At 37.7% G+C, this 19,080-nt stretch carries 17 protein-coding genes; 8 read left to right on the top strand and 9 right to left on the bottom strand.

Annotation, left to right across the window (positions count from 1 at the left end; genetic code table 11):
• Positions 1-144: 144 nt before the first annotated feature.
• Positions 145-1,035, top strand: coding sequence for a PhzF family phenazine biosynthesis isomerase (locus MKY08_RS14190; RefSeq protein ID WP_069513565.1), 891 nt, complete (start codon positions 145-147; stop codon positions 1,033-1,035).
• A gap of 85 nt (positions 1,036-1,120) precedes the next feature.
• On the opposite strand, the gene MKY08_RS14185 is transcribed toward MKY08_RS14190, so the two are convergent.
• Together MKY08_RS14185 and MKY08_RS14180 are read right to left on the bottom strand one after the other, a co-directional pair.
• Positions 1,121-1,318: a YwbE family protein gene (locus tag MKY08_RS14185; RefSeq protein WP_069513567.1), complete on the bottom strand. Its 198-nt coding sequence runs from the start codon at positions 1,316-1,318 to the stop codon at positions 1,121-1,123.
• A gap of 50 nt (positions 1,319-1,368) precedes the next feature.
• Positions 1,369-1,905, bottom strand: coding sequence for a hypothetical protein (locus MKY08_RS14180; protein ID WP_069513569.1), 537 nt, complete (start codon positions 1,903-1,905; stop codon positions 1,369-1,371).
• Between the two features lie 285 nt (positions 1,906-2,190).
• Between MKY08_RS14180 and MKY08_RS14175 the strand changes: the two genes are divergently transcribed.
• The 4 genes from MKY08_RS14175 (at position 2,191) to MKY08_RS14160 (ending at position 6,889) form a co-directional block, all read left to right on the top strand.
• Complete coding sequence (locus MKY08_RS14175; protein WP_069513571.1) at positions 2,191-3,039, top strand: MurR/RpiR family transcriptional regulator; 849 nt, start codon at positions 2,191-2,193, stop codon at positions 3,037-3,039.
• A gap of 64 nt (positions 3,040-3,103) precedes the next feature.
• The gene (locus tag MKY08_RS14170) at positions 3,104-4,465 is read left to right on the top strand and encodes a gluconate:H+ symporter (protein WP_069513573.1); all 1,362 of its coding nucleotides are present in this window, start codon (positions 3,104-3,106) and stop codon (positions 4,463-4,465) included.
• 85 nt (positions 4,466-4,550) lie between these two features.
• A complete protein-coding gene (garR, locus tag MKY08_RS14165; protein ID WP_069513574.1) occupies positions 4,551-5,459 on the top strand; it encodes a 2-hydroxy-3-oxopropionate reductase in 909 nt (302 codons plus the stop codon).
• Positions 5,453-6,889 carry a four-carbon acid sugar kinase family protein gene (locus MKY08_RS14160; protein WP_069513576.1) on the top strand — a complete coding sequence of 479 codons (1,437 nt, stop codon included), beginning with the start codon at positions 5,453-5,455 and terminating at the stop codon, positions 6,887-6,889. Before garR ends, MKY08_RS14160 begins: the two co-directional genes overlap by 7 nt.
• Positions 6,890-7,420: 531 nt before the next feature.
• Here the strand turns inward: MKY08_RS14160 and MKY08_RS14155 are convergent.
• Both MKY08_RS14155 and MKY08_RS14150 read right to left on the bottom strand, forming a co-directional pair.
• Positions 7,421-8,686: a dicarboxylate/amino acid:cation symporter gene (locus tag MKY08_RS14155; RefSeq protein ID WP_069513580.1), complete on the bottom strand. Its 1,266-nt coding sequence runs from the start codon at positions 8,684-8,686 to the stop codon at positions 7,421-7,423.
• Positions 8,687-8,945: 259 nt separating this feature from the next.
• A complete protein-coding gene (locus MKY08_RS14150; RefSeq protein WP_069513582.1) occupies positions 8,946-9,992 on the bottom strand; it encodes a TRAP transporter substrate-binding protein in 1,047 nt (348 codons plus the stop codon).
• A 150-nt stretch (positions 9,993-10,142) separates the two neighbouring features.
• Here MKY08_RS14150 and MKY08_RS14145 point away from each other — a divergent pair, with 150 nt between their 5' ends.
• The gene (locus MKY08_RS14145; RefSeq protein ID WP_176723242.1) at positions 10,143-11,684 is read left to right on the top strand and encodes a sensor histidine kinase; all 1,542 of its coding nucleotides are present in this window, start codon (positions 10,143-10,145) and stop codon (positions 11,682-11,684) included.
• Between the two features lie 55 nt (positions 11,685-11,739).
• Positions 11,740-12,441: a response regulator gene (locus MKY08_RS14140; RefSeq protein WP_069513584.1), complete on the top strand. Its 702-nt coding sequence runs from the start codon at positions 11,740-11,742 to the stop codon at positions 12,439-12,441.
• A 386-nt stretch (positions 12,442-12,827) separates the two neighbouring features.
• Here MKY08_RS14140 and MKY08_RS14135 read toward each other — a convergent pair whose 3' ends face one another.
• Positions 12,828-13,796: a 4-hydroxy-3-methylbut-2-enyl diphosphate reductase gene (locus MKY08_RS14135; protein ID WP_069513585.1), complete on the bottom strand. Its 969-nt coding sequence runs from the start codon at positions 13,794-13,796 to the stop codon at positions 12,828-12,830.
• 69 nt (positions 13,797-13,865) lie between these two features.
• A complete protein-coding gene (gene vrrA / locus MKY08_RS14130; protein WP_069513586.1) occupies positions 13,866-14,405 on the bottom strand; it encodes a VrrA/YqfQ family protein in 540 nt (179 codons plus the stop codon).
• Between the two features lie 391 nt (positions 14,406-14,796).
• Between vrrA and MKY08_RS14125 the strand changes: the two genes are divergently transcribed.
• A complete protein-coding gene (locus tag MKY08_RS14125; protein ID WP_069513588.1) occupies positions 14,797-16,485 on the top strand; it encodes a methyl-accepting chemotaxis protein in 1,689 nt (562 codons plus the stop codon).
• 93 nt (positions 16,486-16,578) lie between these two features.
• On the opposite strand, the gene MKY08_RS14120 is transcribed toward MKY08_RS14125, so the two are convergent.
• Genes MKY08_RS14120 through MKY08_RS14110 form a run of 3 tightly spaced genes read right to left on the bottom strand, consistent with a single transcriptional unit; the run spans position 16,579 to position 18,972 of the window.
• Complete coding sequence (locus tag MKY08_RS14120; RefSeq protein ID WP_069513635.1) at positions 16,579-16,752, bottom strand: FeoB-associated Cys-rich membrane protein; 174 nt, start codon at positions 16,750-16,752, stop codon at positions 16,579-16,581.
• 16 nt (positions 16,753-16,768) lie between these two features.
• The gene (gene feoB / locus MKY08_RS14115; protein WP_069513590.1) at positions 16,769-18,748 is read right to left on the bottom strand and encodes a ferrous iron transport protein B; all 1,980 of its coding nucleotides are present in this window, start codon (positions 18,746-18,748) and stop codon (positions 16,769-16,771) included.
• Positions 18,745-18,972 carry a FeoA family protein gene (locus MKY08_RS14110; RefSeq protein ID WP_069513592.1) on the bottom strand — a complete coding sequence of 76 codons (228 nt, stop codon included), beginning with the start codon at positions 18,970-18,972 and terminating at the stop codon, positions 18,745-18,747. Before MKY08_RS14110 ends, feoB begins: the two co-directional genes overlap by 4 nt.
• Positions 18,973-19,080 lie beyond the last annotated feature (108 nt).

Genomic DNA, 19,080 nt, shown 5'->3' with positions numbered 1-19,080 from the left:
TGCCAGTCACCCAAACAATTATGAAAATTCAAAGAAACTTCTCCATAGGATCATCAAATGCATTATGATAAAGGTAGCAGAATTCATTATAAAAAAGTTCTGGCAAATAACTTGATAACATTCTAACAAAAAGTGGGGAAGTTTATGCAAATAGTAACTGTTCAACATTATGATGCATTTAGTACGGAGCCTAATAAGGGGAATCCTGCTGGGGTTGTAGTGGAAGGAAGCCAATACAGTGAGCAGGAAATGCAAGAGATTGCTAAAATGGTAGGCTTTAATGAAACTGCCTTTGCCTTGCCATCTAATCAAGCAGACATACGTATCCGTTATTTTACACCAGGGCACGAGGTGGATTTATGTGGACACGCCACAATGGCAACCATTTATGCTCTACAAACACAAGGGTTTTTAGCAAATAAATCAAGCATTACAATTGAAACGAAGGCGGGGATATTGCCAATCCTGTTGGAAGAAAAAGGGGAAAAGCTATACATAACAATGCAACATGCGGCACCACAATTCGTAGATTTTAACGGTTCTAAAGCAGCGCTTGCACAGTCGATCGGTTTAAACGAGGATGAATTACATGCAGAATTACCCATTGTCTATGGAAGCACAGGCTTATGGACTTTATTAATACCTGTCCAACACTTAGCCTCGTTTGAAAAAATGAGTCCACATACCGCTACATTTCCGTCTATATTAAAAGAAATGCCAACAGCATCGTTGCATCCATTTTGTTTACAAGCATTCGATAAGTCGGCAGATATGCATGCTAGACATTTTTCATCGCCATACTCTGGAACAATACAAGATATCGTAACGGGCACAGCTTCAGGCGTCATGGGAGCATATTATGCAAAGTATATTAATCCTGAAGTGTTATATCCAAAAACACTCGTTGTTGAGCAAGGGCAAGAGCTTGACCGAGATGGTCGCGTCCATGTTCATGTAAACAAAGTAGACAATGAATTGGATATTTCAATCACAGGAACAGCTGTCTATGTAAAGGAATTGAAAATCCAAATTTGAGTGCCAGTCACTCAAACAATTCTCACACAATTTCAAATAAAAGAGACTGTTCTTTATTAGAACAGTCTCTTTTGTTATACGTTCCTTACTTTTGTAGTATGTCACATACTCTACCGATTTGACCATCTGTTAAACGAACTTTAATACCATGTGGATGGTTCGGGGAGTTGGTTAAAATATCTTTCACGATACCTCTCGTTTTAACACCTGTTCGCTGATCTTTTTTAAGAATAATATTGACCTCTAGGCCCGGATAAATATTTTTTCGATTTTGACCGTTCATACTGTACCTCACATTTATCTAGCATGACTCAAATTATAGCATATGTGTCGTTAGTTACCTATGGCAAATAGAGATTGAAAAAGTGAGGCTACTAAAGCGACAAATAAAGTATCATCTGATTGAAACAGCTTAAAGACAATTCCTTCGCGTCGAATCCCACTATCTACAAAGCTTGCACTCGCAATTTTTTCATCATTGCAATATAAAAATGCGGTTGAAGTAAAGTCTTTCTCAAAACGAAAGACAAGGCCATCCATTGTAAAGGAATAGGAAGATTCCAATAATTGAACCGTTTTTCGCTGAATAGGTATCATACTTCCATCTGGCATGATTAAGTGATGGCTTACACCTTGTGTTAACAATGTGGAACGCACTTGAAAAAGAGCTTCTCCTTTCGTAGTGCGCGTTTCATAGCGATGTGGCAACGATTGTTGTGTTGCTACTAGCGCAGCTACATTCAGTACTTTCACAATATTGGAACGTTCGACAGGTTGGAGAATACAAACTGTTTCATGGTGACTATTTAGGATAGGGTACTTTGACGGTCTATCAAATGCTTGGGAATATGTAAGTGTAAATGTTGCCATAAAAAAACCTCCAATTTACTTACTATACGAATAAGCAAGACTGGAGGTTTCATTATTCAGTGTGTGAGAATCATTTTAACTTTGTGCATGCTGTCTGCTCCGAATCGATGTTATTTCTTCCTGTGAAACGGCATTTCACTTTTTGTAATTTCACTACATTTTTTAATATATATATGATGTAATTGAAAAAATAATAACGATATTATGTCTTTTTTTCTAAAAAAACTTGTATCACGCTTTTTTTGTGTAGTAAAATTACAAATAAATTTAGGAGGTGATTTTCAATTGTTAAGCTTTGAAGAAAGAATTAATAGCAAAATGAACTCGCTAACAATTTCTGAGAGGAAGATAGTTGAGCAGCTAAAAATGCATGAGCAACCTTTTTTGCTATCAATGAACGAACTTTCACTATTGAGCAAGGTGAGTGAGCCGAGTGTTGTTCGACTGTATAGAAAGCTTGGTTATACTAGTTACCAAGAGTTAAAAGTAGCGCTTGCTCAAGAACAAGTAAATAACGGTATCACATCAATAGGGAATTACAATGAGATTAAGGATGAAGATCTTGCTGATGTCGTATTCGATAAAATGGCCGATCAGCTTGCTACAGCGATGTCGATGACAAAAGAAAAAATAAACGTTCAACAGATGGAAGAAGCGGTTCAAATTATCTCAAAAGCAGACAGGTTGTTTTTTTTCGGACAAGGTCTTTCAGGTAACATTGCAGAAGATGGTGCTCATAAATTTATGAGAATGGGCGGTACGACAATCGCTGTAAAGGATCCACATTACCAAGCGATTTATGCGAACCATATGAGTAAAGATGATGTTGTCATTGTCATATCGCATTCCGGAGAAACGGTCAATATTATAGAGGTAGTGAAAATAAGTCAAAAAAATGGAGCATTTGTCATTGTTATTACATCGAATTCAAACACAACGCTTGCTCAAATGGCTGATACGTTGCTTCTTACGCAGGCGCAAGAGACAGAAAAGCGATCGGATGCGATGGTCAGTCGCCTCATGCAACTTGCTTTAATTGACACCTTATTTACAAGGGTTGTTGCAATCGGAGGGAGTCATGTAAAAGAAGCCATTAATCGTTCAAGATTAGCTGTTACTAGAATGAAGAAGTAAATGATAAATAAAATGTAAGCGTTGTCACCTTAACTAACTTTTTACTTAAGGAGGATACACTACAATGTTAACAGGTCATACACTCATTTTTGGATTTGTTCTTGCTTTAATTGTTTTATTTGTCCTTATTATTAGATTCAAATGGGATGCCTTCGTCTCTCTTTTAGTCGTTGCCCTTGGTCTTGGCTTATTGTCAGGCATTCCTGCGAAAGAAATCCCTGGCATTATCGCTACCGGATTTGGCAATACACTAGCTGGTGTTGGTATTTTAATTGGACTTGGAATATTATTTGGTCAATTTTTAGCATCATCAGGGGCCATTAATAAAATTGCTACTGGGATGCTAAGCGTCTTTGGGGTGAAAAAATCTCCTTACGCTATTGCAATGACATCGATTACTGTTTCAATTCCTGTATTCTTTGATGCAGCGTTTATTATTTTACATAAATTAATCCAAAATATTTCCCTTAAAACAAAAATAGCACTTTCTACTTTTGTTGCAATTCTTTCGATTGGATTAATTACTGCCCATAGTTTAATTATCCCCACACCAGGGCCATTAGTGGTTGCTGACCATACAGGCTCGGATATCGGAGTATTTCTTCTTTATGGATTGCTTGTTTCCATTCCTGGCGTACTCGTAGGTGGCGTCATGTATGGAAAGTTTATCGGGAAGCGCATTGCAAATAATGGACGTCTTGATGATTATGAAATGTCTGAAGGAAATAGCACAATTGCTGACAGAAAAGAAATTTCAACAGTTCTTTCATTTAGCATACTCGCTTTACCAATTATTTTGATTTTATCGAACACATTCATGAATTTACTGTTCAGAGGCAACCCAGAACATTTCATTCCAACTATATTTTCCGTTATCGGAGATAAAAATGTTGCGCTGTTAATTAGTTTAGTTGTCGCGATTTTTACCTTAAAGCCATACATCAAGGAAGATTCTAAAATCATGTTTGCCAAAGCATTTGATCAATGTGGTTTGGTCATCCTTATTACTGGAGCAGGTGGTTCCTTTGGTAAAGTGGTTCAAGAGACAGGCATCGGTGATTTACTAATTGCTATGATGCAAGGGCTTAACATGCCTGCATTATTGCTTGCATTTTTATTTTCGCAAATTCTTCGTGCATCGCTTGGGTCTGCCACGGTTGCGCTTGTGACAACATCTGCAATTATGGGGCCGTTAGCGACGGATCTTGGCGTATCGCCAGTCTTACTGGGTCTTGCAATTTGTGCAGGCGGCGTCGGTTTATCACTTCCTAACGATTCTGGATTCTGGGTAGTAAGTAAATTTGGACGTTTATCTATAACAGAAACTATAAGAGTTTGGACTATTGGGGGCTTCTTATCAGGTGTAACCGTATTACTATTCGTCTACATTCTCAGCATATTCCAAGGGATTTTACCAGGGTTATAATTTACTTGTTTAATAGCGATGCTTTAGATACGAAAAAGGTATGTATCACTGATTAATAAACAACTAGATTGGAGCTGAAGTCAAAATGAAGAAAAAAATAGGATTTATTGGACTGGGCATTATGGGGGCACCAATGGTTCGCAACCTTTTAAAAAAAGGTAATGATGTGACTGTATTCGATATAAATACAACCACAGTTGATATGCTTGCACAAGAAGGCGCTAACAAGGCAGCTTCTAGTAAGGAAGTAGCATTAACAAGTGATGTGGTGATTACAATGTTACCGCAAGGGGCAGATGTTTTCCAAGCAATTTTCGGCGAACATGGGGTAATGGAAGGTGCTCGTCCGGATATGATTATTATCGACATGAGTTCAGTCACACCGTCGGAATCAAAAGATATGTTCGAGCTCTCTGCCAATCGAGGCGTCCATTTCCTTGATGCACCAGTTAGTGGTGGGGAGCCAAAAGCAATTGATGGAACATTGACAATTATGGTTGGTGGAAAGGAAGAGGTATTTGAAAGGGTAAAAGACATTCTTGGGAATATGGGGAGTAACATCGTTCATGTTGGTGATTCAGGCTGTGGCACGACAGCAAAGCTAGCCAATCAAATAATCGTAAATTTAAATATTGCTGCTATTTCCGAAGCACTTGTGTTAGCGACAAAAGCCGGTATTCATGTGGAGAAAATGTATGAGGCAATTCGTGGTGGACTTGCGGGAAGCACCGTAATGGATGCTAAAATGCCAATGATTCTTAATCGAAACTTTCAAGCGGGTGGCCGTGTCGACATTAATCTGAAAGATATAAAAAATGTAATGAATACTGCACATGAGCTAGCTGTTCCACTGCCATTATCGGCGCAACTTTTAGAAATTTTTTATAGTTTAAAGGCAGATGGAAAAGATAGGCTCGATCACGCAAGCATTGTCCAACATTATGAGAAATTAGCGAATGTTGAAGTTTCAAGAGAGGGGCAATCATCATGGTAACGAAAAAAACATCAGAAGTGTTTTCGAGCCTTCTTGAATCGAATCATAAGCAAATTCAAATTCAATTAAAGGATGAGCTAAGGAGTTTTTATCATAAAATCGTTGTTCTTGATGATGACCCAACCGGTGTTCAAACCGTTCATGGTGTTTCGGTTTATACGGATTGGACAGAAGAAAGCATTAAGCAAGGATTTCGCGAAAAGAATCGGGTTTTTTTTCTGTTAACAAACTCCCGCAGTTTTTCAGCAGAGGAAACAGCAGTCGTCCATCGGGACATCGCACACCGTGTACATGCTATTTCTTTGCAAGAAGGAAAGCCTTATGTGTTGATTAGTCGAGGGGATTCCACATTGCGAGGCCATTACCCTCTAGAGACGGAAACATTGAAAACTTCAATTGAAGAAATTTCTGATACAACGTTTGATGGGGAAATTATTATTCCTTTTTTTGAAGAAGGCGGTCGTTTAACAATCCAAAATATTCATTATGTTCAGTATGGAGATGAACTTGTTCCAGCAGGTGAAACTGAATTTGCAAAAGACCGTACTTTTGGTTTTGTTTCCTCTCATTTGGGCGAATGGATTGAAGAAAAAACAAAAGGTGCTTATACAAAAGAAGATACAATTTATATCACGCTTGAAGACTTACGCTCACAAAATCTGAAAGCCATACAAGCGCAATTACTAGCAGCAAAAAATTTTAGGAAAATTGTTGTGAATGCAGCAGCTTATAGCGATGTTGAAATATTTGTTACTGCCTTGCTGCAAGTCATGAAAGCAGGGAAATCATATATTTTTAGGAGTGCCGCTTCTTTAACAAAAGTTTTAGGCGGTATTTCGGATAAGCCGCTTTTATCAAGAGATGAGCTGCTGACAGATAAGTCGTCCAGCGGGGGACTGATTGTAGTTGGTTCCCATGTGCAAAAAACAACAGACCAATTATACGCACTTCTGGATAGTGGTCTTGTCACAGGGGTAGAGCTTGATGTTCATCTTGTGCATGATGATGAGAAGTTTCAACAAGAGGTTCAACGTGTTCGCACTACTTGCGAAGAGCTAATCAGAGCAGGTAAATCCGTTGTGTATTACACTCGTCGCGAGAGGCTAGATTTAGGAGAAAATCAAGGTGAAAACGAACTTCAATTAGCTGTTAAAATTTCAAATGCTGTGACAAGTATTGTTTACAATTTACAGGTACAGCCAAAATACATTGTTGCAAAAGGCGGAATTACTTCTTCAAGCGTGGGTACAATTGGACTATCGGTTAAGCGTGCGACAGTAGCTGGCCAAATAAAACCCGGAATTCCCGTATGGAAAATAGGACAAGAAAGCAAATTCCCCGATTCATCTTACATCATTTTCCCTGGCAATGTCGGCACAATCAATACGCTAAAAGAAGTAATTGAAGTGTTGGAAGGAGAAATAAAGTAACCATTTTGAACATATTTAACCTTTTAGAGAAAAGATAAACCGAACTTCTTGCTACTAATGAAGGCGTTACGGTTTTTCTTTTTATGTTAAACTAGTTGTTTATTCCATAGAAAAGGGAAGTGGAAAAATTGATGATTTGGTGTACATTCTTTCCTATGTATCAGCTAACTAGGAAAAGTTTATGATGAAAACGGCTGTGCAAGCATTTTTTTGTTCGTTATTCATACATATACTATTCATTTTCATTATGTATGGATGGTCATATAGTAAAGAGATTTTCGGAAAGGTAAAACTAGGGGAGAGATATATAGCAGAAAGTCATACTGATGTGCTGTTCGTTTTTATAGGTTCCCCAATCGTTTTTTTAGTGACGTCGTTTTTGGGGATAGCAATAGTAAGTGCTTTTCTGATTCGTTTGACTAAAAAATTTCATAAAACACGGAGTTGTGGAAGTTAACTTGCAAAAGGATTGACTTACTATAAAAAAACATCCAATCTACTAACTTTACAAGTAGATTGGATGTTTTATGTTTAAGCGTTGTGAATCATTTCACCTGAAAGAGCGCGTTTTTCTTGGTCCGTATCAAATTCTTTTTCCATCTTCGATACGACAACTGTTGCTACACCGTTACCAATTAGGTTAGTGACAGCACGAGCCTCTGACATAAAGCGGTCTACACCTATTAACAGAGCAATACCTTCTACAGGAATCATCGGGAATGCAGCAAGTGTTGCAGCTAGCGTAATAAAGCCTGAGCCTGTGACACCGGCAGCTCCTTTAGAAGTTAACATTAAAATGGCTAGTAAAGTAAGCTGATGCCAAATATCTAAATCTACTCCATAAGCTTGGGCAATAAAAATAGCCGCCATGGATAAATAAATGGAAGTACCGTCCAAGTTAAAAGAGTAACCTGTTGGAATAACAAGTCCAACTACTTGTTTCGAACAACCGTAATTTTCTAATTTGCGCATCATGGAAGGTAGCGCAGATTCAGAAGAAGAAGTACCGATAACGATAAAGATTTCATCTTTAATATATTTAATGAATTTAAAAATACTAAAGCCAAAATAACGTGTAATTAAACCAATAATGACAACTATAAATAGGAACATTGTAATGTACACAGACAGCATTAAGAAACCTAGATTACCAAGTGATTTTAAACCGAAGTTCCCAATTGTGTAACTCATCGCACCAAATGCACCAATTGGAGAAATTTTCATTACCATATTGACAATTTTAAAGAAAATATCTGCAACTTGTTCAAAAAATTTGATAACAGGTTTTGCTGGTTCACCTATAGCAGCAGCAGCTAAACCGAATAATACTGCAGAAAATAAGACAGGCAATAACTCGCCATTTGCTAGTGCGCCAACAACATTATCAGGGATAATTTGCATAATAAATGCGCCAAATCCATGCTCAGCAGCAGCAGCTTGCTCTGTATATTGCGCAACATCTGCAGCATTGGCTGCATCTGTATTAAATCCTTTACCAGGTTGAATAATATTTACTACAAGTAAGCCAATCGCAAGTGCGAAAGTAGAGACAATTTCAAAATAAATTAATGCTTTCCCACCAATTTTTCCGACCTTTTTCACATCGCCCATGCTACCAATTCCGATAACGACAGTTAAGAAAATAATAGGTGCAATTAACATCTTAATTAATTTAATAAATATATCAGCTAATATTTTTAAGCTAGCACCGAACTCTGGGAATGCGGCTCCAACAATAATACCGAGTACGATGGCAATCAGCACTTGTACCGTTAAGTTTTTAAAATTTATACGCATAATACTTCCCCCTTGAAAAATGTATACTTTGTGAACGCTTTCATGTGGTTATCATAGCTGAAATTTTCCGACAATAGTTTTTATGACCGTAAAGTTTCTATTGTTCATTTTGTTCATTTTTCGTTTCGATAGTTGGGAAGTTAGTAATATCAAGGGGTAAAGGCTGTTTTATAGTAGATTATAAATTATTGAATCTATTATAATACAAAAGAAAAAATCCTCACGAAAAGTGAGGATTTAGCCAAAATGACCAAAAGGTTTAGGGAGAAACAATTTTTTGGATTTCAGATAGTATATGATGCTGTTTGACATCTGCTTGATAGAAATCATAGACAGGGGCTAGTTTTTCTTGAAAACGTTGTCGTTCTGCATCACTCATTGTGTAAATTTCAAAATCGTTCTCTTGTTGTAGTTTACGTAAATCATTGCCGTTCATAAGAACTGCTTGTTTAAATTGCCAGTCAGTTGTTTCTCTCATCGCTTCCATTAGTTGTTTTTGCACTTTGGGTGGTAGCTGTTCCCAAAATTTTTCATTCATTAAAACCGAATAACCTAAAATACCATGTTTAGTTAATGTCATATTTTTTTGCACTTTGTAAAAGCCCTTGGAAAAAATATTAGATGCCGTGTTCTCTTGTGCATCGATAGCGTGTGCTTCAAGGTCAGTAAAAATTTCACTAAAGGAAATCGATACTGGCGTTGCACCTACTAAGCTGAATTGTTTTTCAAGTGTTTTGCTTGGCATGGTACGTATGCGTAACCCTTGTAAATCCTCAAATGTATGGATTGGACGCTCGGCAGTTAAATGTTTAAAGCCATTATGCCAAAAACCGAGGCCGCGAACATTAAAAGGCTTCAGTTCATCTAGTAATTGCTCACCGATGGGTCCTGTCAACACTTCAAGTACTTCATCATCTGTATGAAAAAGATAGGGTAGATCAAGTACTTGCCAGTCTGGTACGTAAGAAGTCATTTTAGAAAAAGTAGGGATAATCATTTCAACTTTTCCATCTTGTAACGCTTGGAATTCATTTTCATCATTATATAGCGAGGCATTAGGATAGACATGTACTTTAACCTTACCATTTGTTTTTTCTTCAACAAGTTCTGCAAATTTAGTTGCGGCTTGTCCTTTCGGCGTATTTTCCGCTACAACATGACTTAAATGGATCGTAATTTGTTTGTCGAGTCCTTTTTGTTCATCATCATACGGAAGGGTTTTCGAAAACAAAAATCCTTGCTGTATACTAAATACAATCGTTAAAACTAAAACAGTGGCAATCGTTCCAAAAATAAAATTTTTCATATAATACACCCAATTGATTCGTATTTTCACATGTTTTTGTTATTCTAACATAGGAGAAAGCTAATACATAGTAAGAAGGAGGCAATGATATTGAAATTTCAAAAATTATCAATGAAGGGAAAGATCATGTCTCTTACTTTTTTTATACTCATGCTTTCCTTTAGTATTGGTGGTACGTTTTTACTAGGGTTTGTTATGAACGAGCAAAAAGAAAAGTTAGCAGAACAGGCGTTATTGGTAGCAAAAACCGTGTCACAGTTACCAGAATTAAAATCGGCCATTGCAAACAGCGATTTTTTTGAAGCAACTAAACATATTAATCCTGTTGTGGAAGAAATTCGCGATATTAACGGAGCACAGTATATAGTGGTTCTCGATATGCAACGACGCAAGTATTCCCATCCGAACTCTGAAGAAATAGGGACCATATCACAGTCAGGTGATTTAAACGCGGCATTTTCGGAACATTATTATACATCAATCGCGCATGGTGAACATGGCGATATGGTGCGTGCTTTTGTCCCGATTATGAATCATGACGGACGTCAAATTGGCGTAGTGATTGTAGGGTTTAGTGTGTTAACGGTTAACGAGCTACTATCGTCTATACAAAAAGAACTAATCATTACATTAGTCATGTCATTGTTATTTAGTGCATGGGGTGCTCAAACATTAGGGCGACATATGAAAAAGCAAATGTTTGGATTAGAACCACACGAAATTGCTAAAATGTATGTGGAACGAACGGAAACATTTAACGCAATGCATGAGGGAATTATTGCTATTGATAAGGAATTTACAATTACAATTTTTAATGAAAAAGCATGTGATATATTAGGCGTAGCACAACGACCTTCGGCATTAATAGGCAAAAAAATCTTCGAAGTATTACCGGATACACGTCTACCCGAAATATTAGCGCTAGATCGCCCACTATATAATCGTGAACTTTATATCAATAATCATAGTATTATGAGCAATCGTATTCCTATACAGGTGAATGGTGAAACCGTTGGTGCGGTGGCTATGTTCAAGGATCGTACAGAAGTGAAAAAGCTAGCCGAAGAACTTACAGGTGTAAAGGCGTTTGTACAGGCATTACGTGTCCAAACGCATGAACATAAAAATAAATTGCATACGATTGCGGGGCTTTTACAGCTTGGCCATTATGATCAGGCACTTACGTACTTAACGCAAGTAAAAGAAGAACATGATGAAATTACGAAGTTTTTAAATGAGCGCATTAAAAATGAAAATATTTCGGGTCTATTGCTCAGTAAAATTGCTCATGCGAAAGAGCATGGGATTATACTTGAAATAGACAGAGCTAGTCGTCTGACAACCTTTCCGAAAAACTTAGATCATCATGATTTTGTTATTATTTTTGGGAATCTAATCGAAAATGCCTTTGATGCATTAAAGGATAGTCCGATGGAAGAAAAGGTTGTGCATATTTCGGTGGATGAAGATGAAGATGTACTGGCAATATTAGTAACGGATAACGGTGTCGGCATGTCAGAGGCAGTAAAGGCACATATTTTTGATAATGGCTATTCGACTAAAGAAAAAAAAGGTCGAGGGATTGGACTATATTTAATAAAAGAAATTGTCCAAAAAGGACAGGGTGAAATTGAAGTAATAAGTGAGCCGAACAAAGGGACGAGCTTTTTATTAACATTTTATCATTCTTAATATACAGCGATTTTTTCGCTAATGAGTTGTACTAGAGTATATGGAGGGCTTGACCGTGACACAAATAAACGTGTTATTAATAGAGGACGATCCGATGGTGCGGGAAGTAAACCGTCAATTCATCGAAAAAGTAGCCGGATTTGAGGTAATAGGACAAGCCTCAAACGGCGTAGAGGGCATAGAGCAAATTTGTTCGCTACAACCAGACCTTGTATTTATGGATATTTTTATGCCAGAGCAGGATGGCCTAACAAGCTTGCGGAAAATTCGAGAATTGAAAATACCAGTCGACGTTATTACCGTAACAGCAGCCAATGATATGGAAACAGTTAAACAAGTTTTACATCTTGGTGTCTTCGATTATATCATGAAGCCTTTTTCATTTGAGCGCGTACAAGGAACGCTGGAAAATTATAAGCGCTTTAAGCAACAAATGCAAACAGAAAGAGAATTTACACAAGGAGAGCTCGATCAGTTATTCCATTATTATAATGAACAAGAAAAGCGTGAGCTAGCAAATGAAGAAAAGTCTGAAAAAACGTTGCCGAAAGGCTTTAATCGAGCAACACTTGAAAAAGTGGTCCATTATTTACAATCAGTGGATGGTGCATCAGCAGAAGATGTTGCCAGTGGAGTGGGCATTGCGCGGGTAACAGCAAGACGTTATTTAGATTATTTAGAAAAACAACAGGAAATTACGATGGATGTCCATTACGGTGGCATTGGTCGCCCAATTAATTATTATTTTAGTAAATGACACTAAGATGTGCAGAGCGGAAAGCGCCTGTCATAGCTTAGAGCTGGAAAGCAAGAAAGAAACTGGGACAAAACTAAAAAAATTTAAGGAACAGAGGAAAGGTGTTCGTAAATTTTTGCTATTATAGGAACTTAGCTGTTATTTGCAAAAAAATAGTTTTCACTAGTTGTTGGTAGCGAAGGCGATGACGATGACTCCTGCTCAGAACGCACACACCGTAAGACGTAACAAACCTGCGCGTTAGCGAAGGTTGGGGCTTACTGTGCAGGGCGGAAAGCAGCGCCGAAGCGGACAACAACGGTGCAGCAAAAAAGTGTTAGATTGATGACAAACAATCTAACACTTTTTCGTTTTGTTCAAGTACTTTTAACATCGCCCTAAGTCCATTAGTAAGGCATAATTTTATCGACAGGTTTAGGCGTTTTAATTTTTGGTAAAATTTTATCAAGTGTCACCGTACGTTGGATCGTATGCGTTGTTTCGTCATTTTCATCGAATTGCTCAAGGAAAGTAATAACCTCTTTTACAATAGGCGTTGGTGTTGAGGCACCGGCAGTGACAGCAACAGTATTAATTCCTTTTAGCCAATCAATTTTAAGTTCCGAAACGTCTGCAATACGATACGAAGGTGTGCCAGCAATTTCTACTGATACTTGTGTAAGACGGTTTGAGTTATTGGATTTTGGATCACCAACAACAATTAGTAAATCAGCTTCCCCTGCTTGTTTCGCAACTGCTTCTTGACGCACTTGTGTCGCTAAACAAATTTCTTTATGAACTTCGATATGTGGGAACTTTTCTTTTAAACTATCCATTAAATGTGCAACGTCCCATTGACTCATAGTCGTTTGGTTCGTGACGAGCAATTTATCATTCGTTAAGTTTAATGCATCGATATCCGATGAAGATTGTACTAAATGAACATGGTCTGGAGCAACACCAATTGCACCCTCTGGCTCTGGATGACCTTTCTTACCGATATAAATAATATCATAGCCTTCAGCTGATTTTTCACGAATTAAATCGTGTGTTACTGTTACGTCAGGACATGTAGCATCAATGGATACTAGGCCTTTGCGTTTCGCAATTTCACGAATTTCAGGTGAAACACCATGTGCTGTGAAAATAACAGTGCCTGTTTCAACCTGTTCAATAATTTCTAAGCGATTATCACCATCTAGTGTAATGATACCATCCTCTTCAAAGGCATCTGTAACATGTTTATTGTGCACAATCATCCCTAAAATGTAGATAGGTCTTGGTAATGTTTTATCGAGTGCGGCGTTACGTGCAATGACCATCGCATCAACAACACCGTAGCAATAGCCACGTGGATTAATTTTTAATACTTGCATGGTTGTGACTCCTTTCAAGCTTACCTACCTACATTATAACGGACAGGCACGGTGAATACAAAGAAACCTTCACTCCATAGGTGGCTGGAAAATGCGCGGCTTCGATGGAAGTGGTTGTCGCGGGGGAGTCGACGCACTTTTTTGTGTTGAACGTCTAGTTCTTGTTGAACCTGCGACATTGCTAGCCGCGGCTGCATCAGTTGCTGCCGCTGCCGCACCCGCCGCCGCTCCAGCTGCAGGGAGCCCTGAAAAACCTTTATATAGTTTTAATAGTGAAGGAATGTTTTTTACCATAGGCATTGCTTGTTGTATATAAGGGGTATACGTTTTGGCAGAGTTAAATAAACTATTTGCCTGTTGTAAAAATGAACCGATTTTAGAAGGCTCCTGTACAGGTGGTGTCGGCATTTGCCCTCCGAATGCCCCCCTCATGCCCCCAGACATTGGAAAGCCACCTGGAATTCGTGGTTGAGGAAAGCCTCCAGGCGGGTAAAAGGACTGCGGTGGCATTTGTGGAGGTGTTGGCATCCGCATTTGCATGGGCATTTGCGCAGGCATTTGCATGCCATTTGGATACATAGGGAATTGATAAGGTGGTCTAAATACCATAATGATCTCCTTTCATTGTACGTTTTTCATTGATGACATACCTGATTATAGATATGATATGCAGACGCTGATGTTAGCGTTCGACAACGACTAATAACTAGAAAGTGGAAGAAATCGTAAGGAATCATTAAAGAACAGCTGTAAAAACATCGTTCCATCAACTGCTTTGTAAATAAAATTCTAAAAAAATACACAATATTTTTACTTTGGCAAGCGTATAATAATTTGTTGGTAAGTGCTAACTTAGGCAAAAAGAATGTGTATTATGGATTATATTAGTGAAAAAATGAATATTTGCGAATGGCTTGTAAGAAATATGTTACAGTTATGTAAATGTAGTTTGTTATTTTTACAAAACTGTAATAGTTGGGTCGAATTGAGGAGGGTTTTTGTGACGATTAAATTAAGAAGTGTGTTATCGTTTGGTATTATTATATTGCTTGTTCTAGTAATGGGGATTGTTCAACAACGGAATGCATCTTCGCAGCTAGAGGAAATACAATTAATAAAGGAAAAGACATTTCAATCTACATTGCTAGCAGATGAAATGAAGTTGTCAGTTGTGCAGGTACAACAGTATTTAACAGATATTAGTGCCACACGTGCCCAAAATAATTTAGATGATGGGTTTGACTTGGCACAAAAATATAGTGAAATTTTTTATCGAGACTTAGAACAATTGAAAAGCCTTCATCCCCAACAGCAAGAAAAATTAGATACGATTAAACGTGCATTTGATGCTTACTATAGCACTGGGAAGAAAATGGCAACTAGTTATATAGAAGGTGGCCATGAGGCTGGTAATCAAATAATGCTTGAATTTGATACAACGTCAATAGAAATTAATGAAAAAGTAGATGTATTCCAACAAGAAAGCATTGCCGAAATGCAAAAAACATTAGACAATGTTGAACATCTTGTCGACCATAATAGAGACGTGTTCTTATGGATATTTGGCATTATTTTAGTCATTTGTTTAGCAGTTGGCGTCTTGTTAGTTCGTTCAATTGTTGTGCCAGTCAATAAATTGGCGGCAGCGGCTGAAGTGATTGCAAAAGGCGATTTATGTCAAAAGGATATAGAAGTTCGAACAAATGATGAAATAAGAAAATTAGCAGATTCATTTAATTTGATGAAATCTAATTTACATTCACTTATTCATAACATGACATTGAATGTGGAACATACAACTTCCGCAGCGGAGCAATTAGCAGCTAGTACAGACGAGATATCACAATCTTCAAATGATATAGCCAATCTTGTAGAACGCATGGCATTTAGTGATAATCAATCTGCTGCAACTGGGCGAGAGAGTTCAATTGCGATGGATGAAACTGCACAAGGTGTCCAACGTATTGCAGAAGCTACACAAATGCTTCATACAAAAGCAATTAGTACACAAACTGCTGCAAACGAAGGCGAACAAACCTTACATATTGCAGAAAAGCAAATGTCGATTATTCAACAATCATCCCAATCAACAAGTGATCGAATCAATCAGCTTAGTACTCAATCTGCTGAAATTGTTAATATTACAAAAGTGATTTCTGCTATTACGGAACAAACGAATCTGTTGGCTCTTAATGCCGCGATCGAAGCAGCCCGTGCAGGAGAGCATGGGAAAGGTTTTGCAATTGTTGCAGATGAAGTACGCAAACTAGCAGAGGAATCCAAAGAATCCGCAAAACAAATTGTAGAGCTAGTAACGCTTATTCAACAAGATACACAAGAGGTGGAAAAGGCGGTAGGGGAAACAGTAGGCAATGTTGAGGAAGGTGTGAAATTTATTCGCAATGCCCAATATTCCTTCGATAATATTTTAAAATCAATTGAAGAGATGACGAACCAAATTGAAGATGTCTCGGCTTCAACTCAACAAATTTCAGCAAGTACAGAAGAAATGGCCGCTTCGGTAAATGAAATGTCTTCCTCTGCTGTCCATGCTGCTGAACAGTCCGATGCCGTTGCAGCAACAATTGAAGAACAAGTGGCAACTATACAGGAGATTAACACGGTGGCCAAATCGTTAAGTGAGGAAGCGTTATCAGTGAAAGAAGTTATCAATAAATTTAATATCTAATAAGTTGTTGTTTCATATACAAAATACAAAAGGCATGACTCCTATACTACTTGGGAGCCATGCCTATTTTAATACCTTTGTAAAGTTGCTATGTTAATGTTGATTGGGATCGTTTATTTTAGCAGGAGGTGCACACGTATTGGTTGTACAACTTTCCTGTAAAGAACAGGCAGCACATTTCCCTTTTTTCTGTTTCTTAACGCTTTTATATAAAGTAACCCCTGCATAGCCAAAAATAATACTACCTATGACTATATTGATGATTATCGACATCTTCTACACCTCAAATAAATAGATTCCCAATTGTGTAAACAACGAGTGCAATTAAATAGGCAACAACAAACGGATAAATTGTCGCGAATAACGTCCATTTAGTAGATTGTGTTTCTCTTTTAATAGCGCCAACTGTTGCTAAACAAGGCATATAAAGCAAAACAAAAACTAAAAATGTATAGGCACTTAGTCCATTAAAATGGGTTGTCATAGTGGATGATAATACACCTTCATTGACACCGTAAATAATTGCCATCGTTGAGACAATTACCTCTTTTGCTAAAAAGCCCGAAATAAGGGATGCCCCAGCTTGCCATGTACCAAATCCAAGCGGTATAAAGAGAACTCCAAAAGCGCCGCCAATCATGGCAAGAAAGCTTTCATCCATCGCTACATTAGTGCCATGTGGTCCTAAATAAGATAATAGCCAAATGATAACCGAACCTGCAAAGATAATCGTCCCCGCTTTGCGAAGAAATCCTTTCCCTTTTTCCCATGTTGAACGCCACAGCGTTTTAAGCTGGGGCATATGATAGGACGGCAATTCCACAAAGAAAACCGACGTCTCATTTTTTAGGAGTGTCATAGACAATAACTTTGTAACAATTAACGCTATTACGATTCCTAATAGGTACAAAGAGAAGACAACCAACGATTGATGTTTAGCAAAAAATGCTGCACCAAACAAAGCATAAACTGGTAAACGCGCTGAACAACTCATAAAAGGTGCTACAAGAATAGTTAGAAGTCTTTCCTTTGGTTGTTCAATTGTTCTCGCCGCCATAATGCCAGGAACATTGCAGCCAAAGCTGATAATCATGGGAATAAAGGCTTTCCCGTTCAGGCCAAAGAATTCCATTATTCGGTCCATGACAACTGCAATTCTTGCCATATAGCCCGAATCCTCTAGTAAAGAAATAAAGAAAAACAGGACAAAGATTTGAGGAATAAAAACGATTACTCCACCAACACCGGCGATAATCCCATCACAAATTAAATGAATTATAAACGAAGATGCGCCAATGGCCGTTAACCCATTATAAACGGTTTCGCTAAAAGGTCCTCCGACAAAGCGATCCAATAAATCTGAAAGGGGCCCGCCAATCCATGCGAATGTTGCTTGAAACATGAAATACATCAACGCTAAGAAGATTGGTACACCTAAAACAGGATGCGTTAAAATTTTATCTATTTGTTCTGTCCATTGTTTTTCACTTTTCTCTTGAATGACCAATTCATTTTTAAGGGTTGCGATGTAGCTGTCCCGTTGTTTTGTAATGGCACCACTTAACGACACGCCTATTTCTTCTGTCAGTGCCATTCGAATCAGTTGAATTTTATGAAAGTAGCCCTCATTTTGTAAGAAAACGTCTATAGCTTGATTGCCCATTAAAAATTGAATCGCACACCATCTTCTTTGCTCAGCAGCTACATTTTGTAGCTGTTCTTCAATTGTTGCAATGGCTGTTTCGATAGGGGAATCGTAGGTTAATGTAAATTGTTGTTCGAGTTGGGAAGAGCTTTCTAATGCTTGATAAATCCCTTCGATGCCTTTCCCTGTACGAGCGACAATTGGAATTACAGGTACACCTAAAGTGCTCTGTAATTTCTCTATGTTAATGGAAATGCCTTTTTTCTTTGCTACGTCCATCATATTTAAGCAAATAAAAACAGGCTTTCTTAGTTCTAACAAATCGAGTGTTAGTTGCATATTTCGTTCAAAATTGGATGCATCGATAATATTTAAAAGCCCATCTATTTGTTCTTCTAGTAGAAATGTAGTAACGACGCTTTCATCTCTAGAAATAGGATTAAGTGTATAAACACCAGGCAAATCGATTATTTCTTTATTGAGTTTCTTTACCTGTCCTACCTTTTTTTCAACCGTTACACCACTCCAATTCCCAACATATTCGTATGAATTTGTTAATGTATTAAATAATGATGTTTTTCCAATATTAGGGTTTCCTATTAAAGCTAATCGCCTCATAATTGTTCTACCTTTATGTTCATTAAGTCTTTTTTACGAAGGCCAATTTTTTGACCTTGGCATTCCATAATACAGGCGCCAGAAAACCAACCTTTTTGAATCATACATACTTGGCAGCCTTCTTTTACGCCAAATGCATTTAAACGTTTCATTAAGAGTGCATCGACTTGCTGTAGGTCTTTAACTTTAACTTTTTCACCCAATTGAACTGCATGAAGGTCCATGAAATCTACCTACTTCCTTGTGAGTGATAATCATTGTCAAAATAAATAATATAGTATCACCTTTTATGCAATCTATCAATAAGAGGTTTACAGTACGGAACTATATGA

This window comes from Lysinibacillus sp. FSL M8-0337, assembly GCF_038593855.1.
GTDB classification, from domain to species: domain Bacteria; phylum Bacillota; class Bacilli; order Bacillales_A; family Planococcaceae; genus Lysinibacillus; species Lysinibacillus sphaericus_D.
Note: the sequence above shows the minus strand (reverse complement) of the source record. Positions and strands in the feature narration are given on the sequence as shown.

Coding starts and splice junctions, on each gene's coding strand:
- MKY08_RS14190 (WP_069513565.1), top strand. CDS start 145: ATGCAAATAGTAACTGTTCAACATTATGATGCATTTAGTACGGAGCCT.
- MKY08_RS14185 (WP_069513567.1), bottom strand. CDS start 1,318: ATGAACGGTCAAAATCGAAAAAATATTTATCCGGGCCTAGAGGTCAAT.
- MKY08_RS14180 (WP_069513569.1), bottom strand. CDS start 1,905: ATGGCAACATTTACACTTACATATTCCCAAGCATTTGATAGACCGTCA.
- MKY08_RS14170 (WP_069513573.1), top strand. CDS start 3,104: ATGTTAACAGGTCATACACTCATTTTTGGATTTGTTCTTGCTTTAATT.
- garR (WP_069513574.1), top strand. CDS start 4,551: ATGAAGAAAAAAATAGGATTTATTGGACTGGGCATTATGGGGGCACCA.
- MKY08_RS14160 (WP_069513576.1), top strand. CDS start 5,453: ATGGTAACGAAAAAAACATCAGAAGTGTTTTCGAGCCTTCTTGAATCG.
- MKY08_RS14155 (WP_069513580.1), bottom strand. CDS start 8,686: ATGCGTATAAATTTTAAAAACTTAACGGTACAAGTGCTGATTGCCATC.
- MKY08_RS14150 (WP_069513582.1), bottom strand. CDS start 9,992: ATGAAAAATTTTATTTTTGGAACGATTGCCACTGTTTTAGTTTTAACG.
- MKY08_RS14145 (WP_176723242.1), top strand. CDS start 10,143: ATGCTTTCCTTTAGTATTGGTGGTACGTTTTTACTAGGGTTTGTTATG.
- MKY08_RS14135 (WP_069513585.1), bottom strand. CDS start 13,796: ATGCAAGTATTAAAAATTAATCCACGTGGCTATTGCTACGGTGTTGTT.
- vrrA (WP_069513586.1), bottom strand. CDS start 14,405: ATGGTATTTAGACCACCTTATCAATTCCCTATGTATCCAAATGGCATG.
- feoB (WP_069513590.1), bottom strand. CDS start 18,748: ATGAGGCGATTAGCTTTAATAGGAAACCCTAATATTGGAAAAACATCA.
- MKY08_RS14110 (WP_069513592.1), bottom strand. CDS start 18,972: ATGGACCTTCATGCAGTTCAATTGGGTGAAAAAGTTAAAGTTAAAGAC.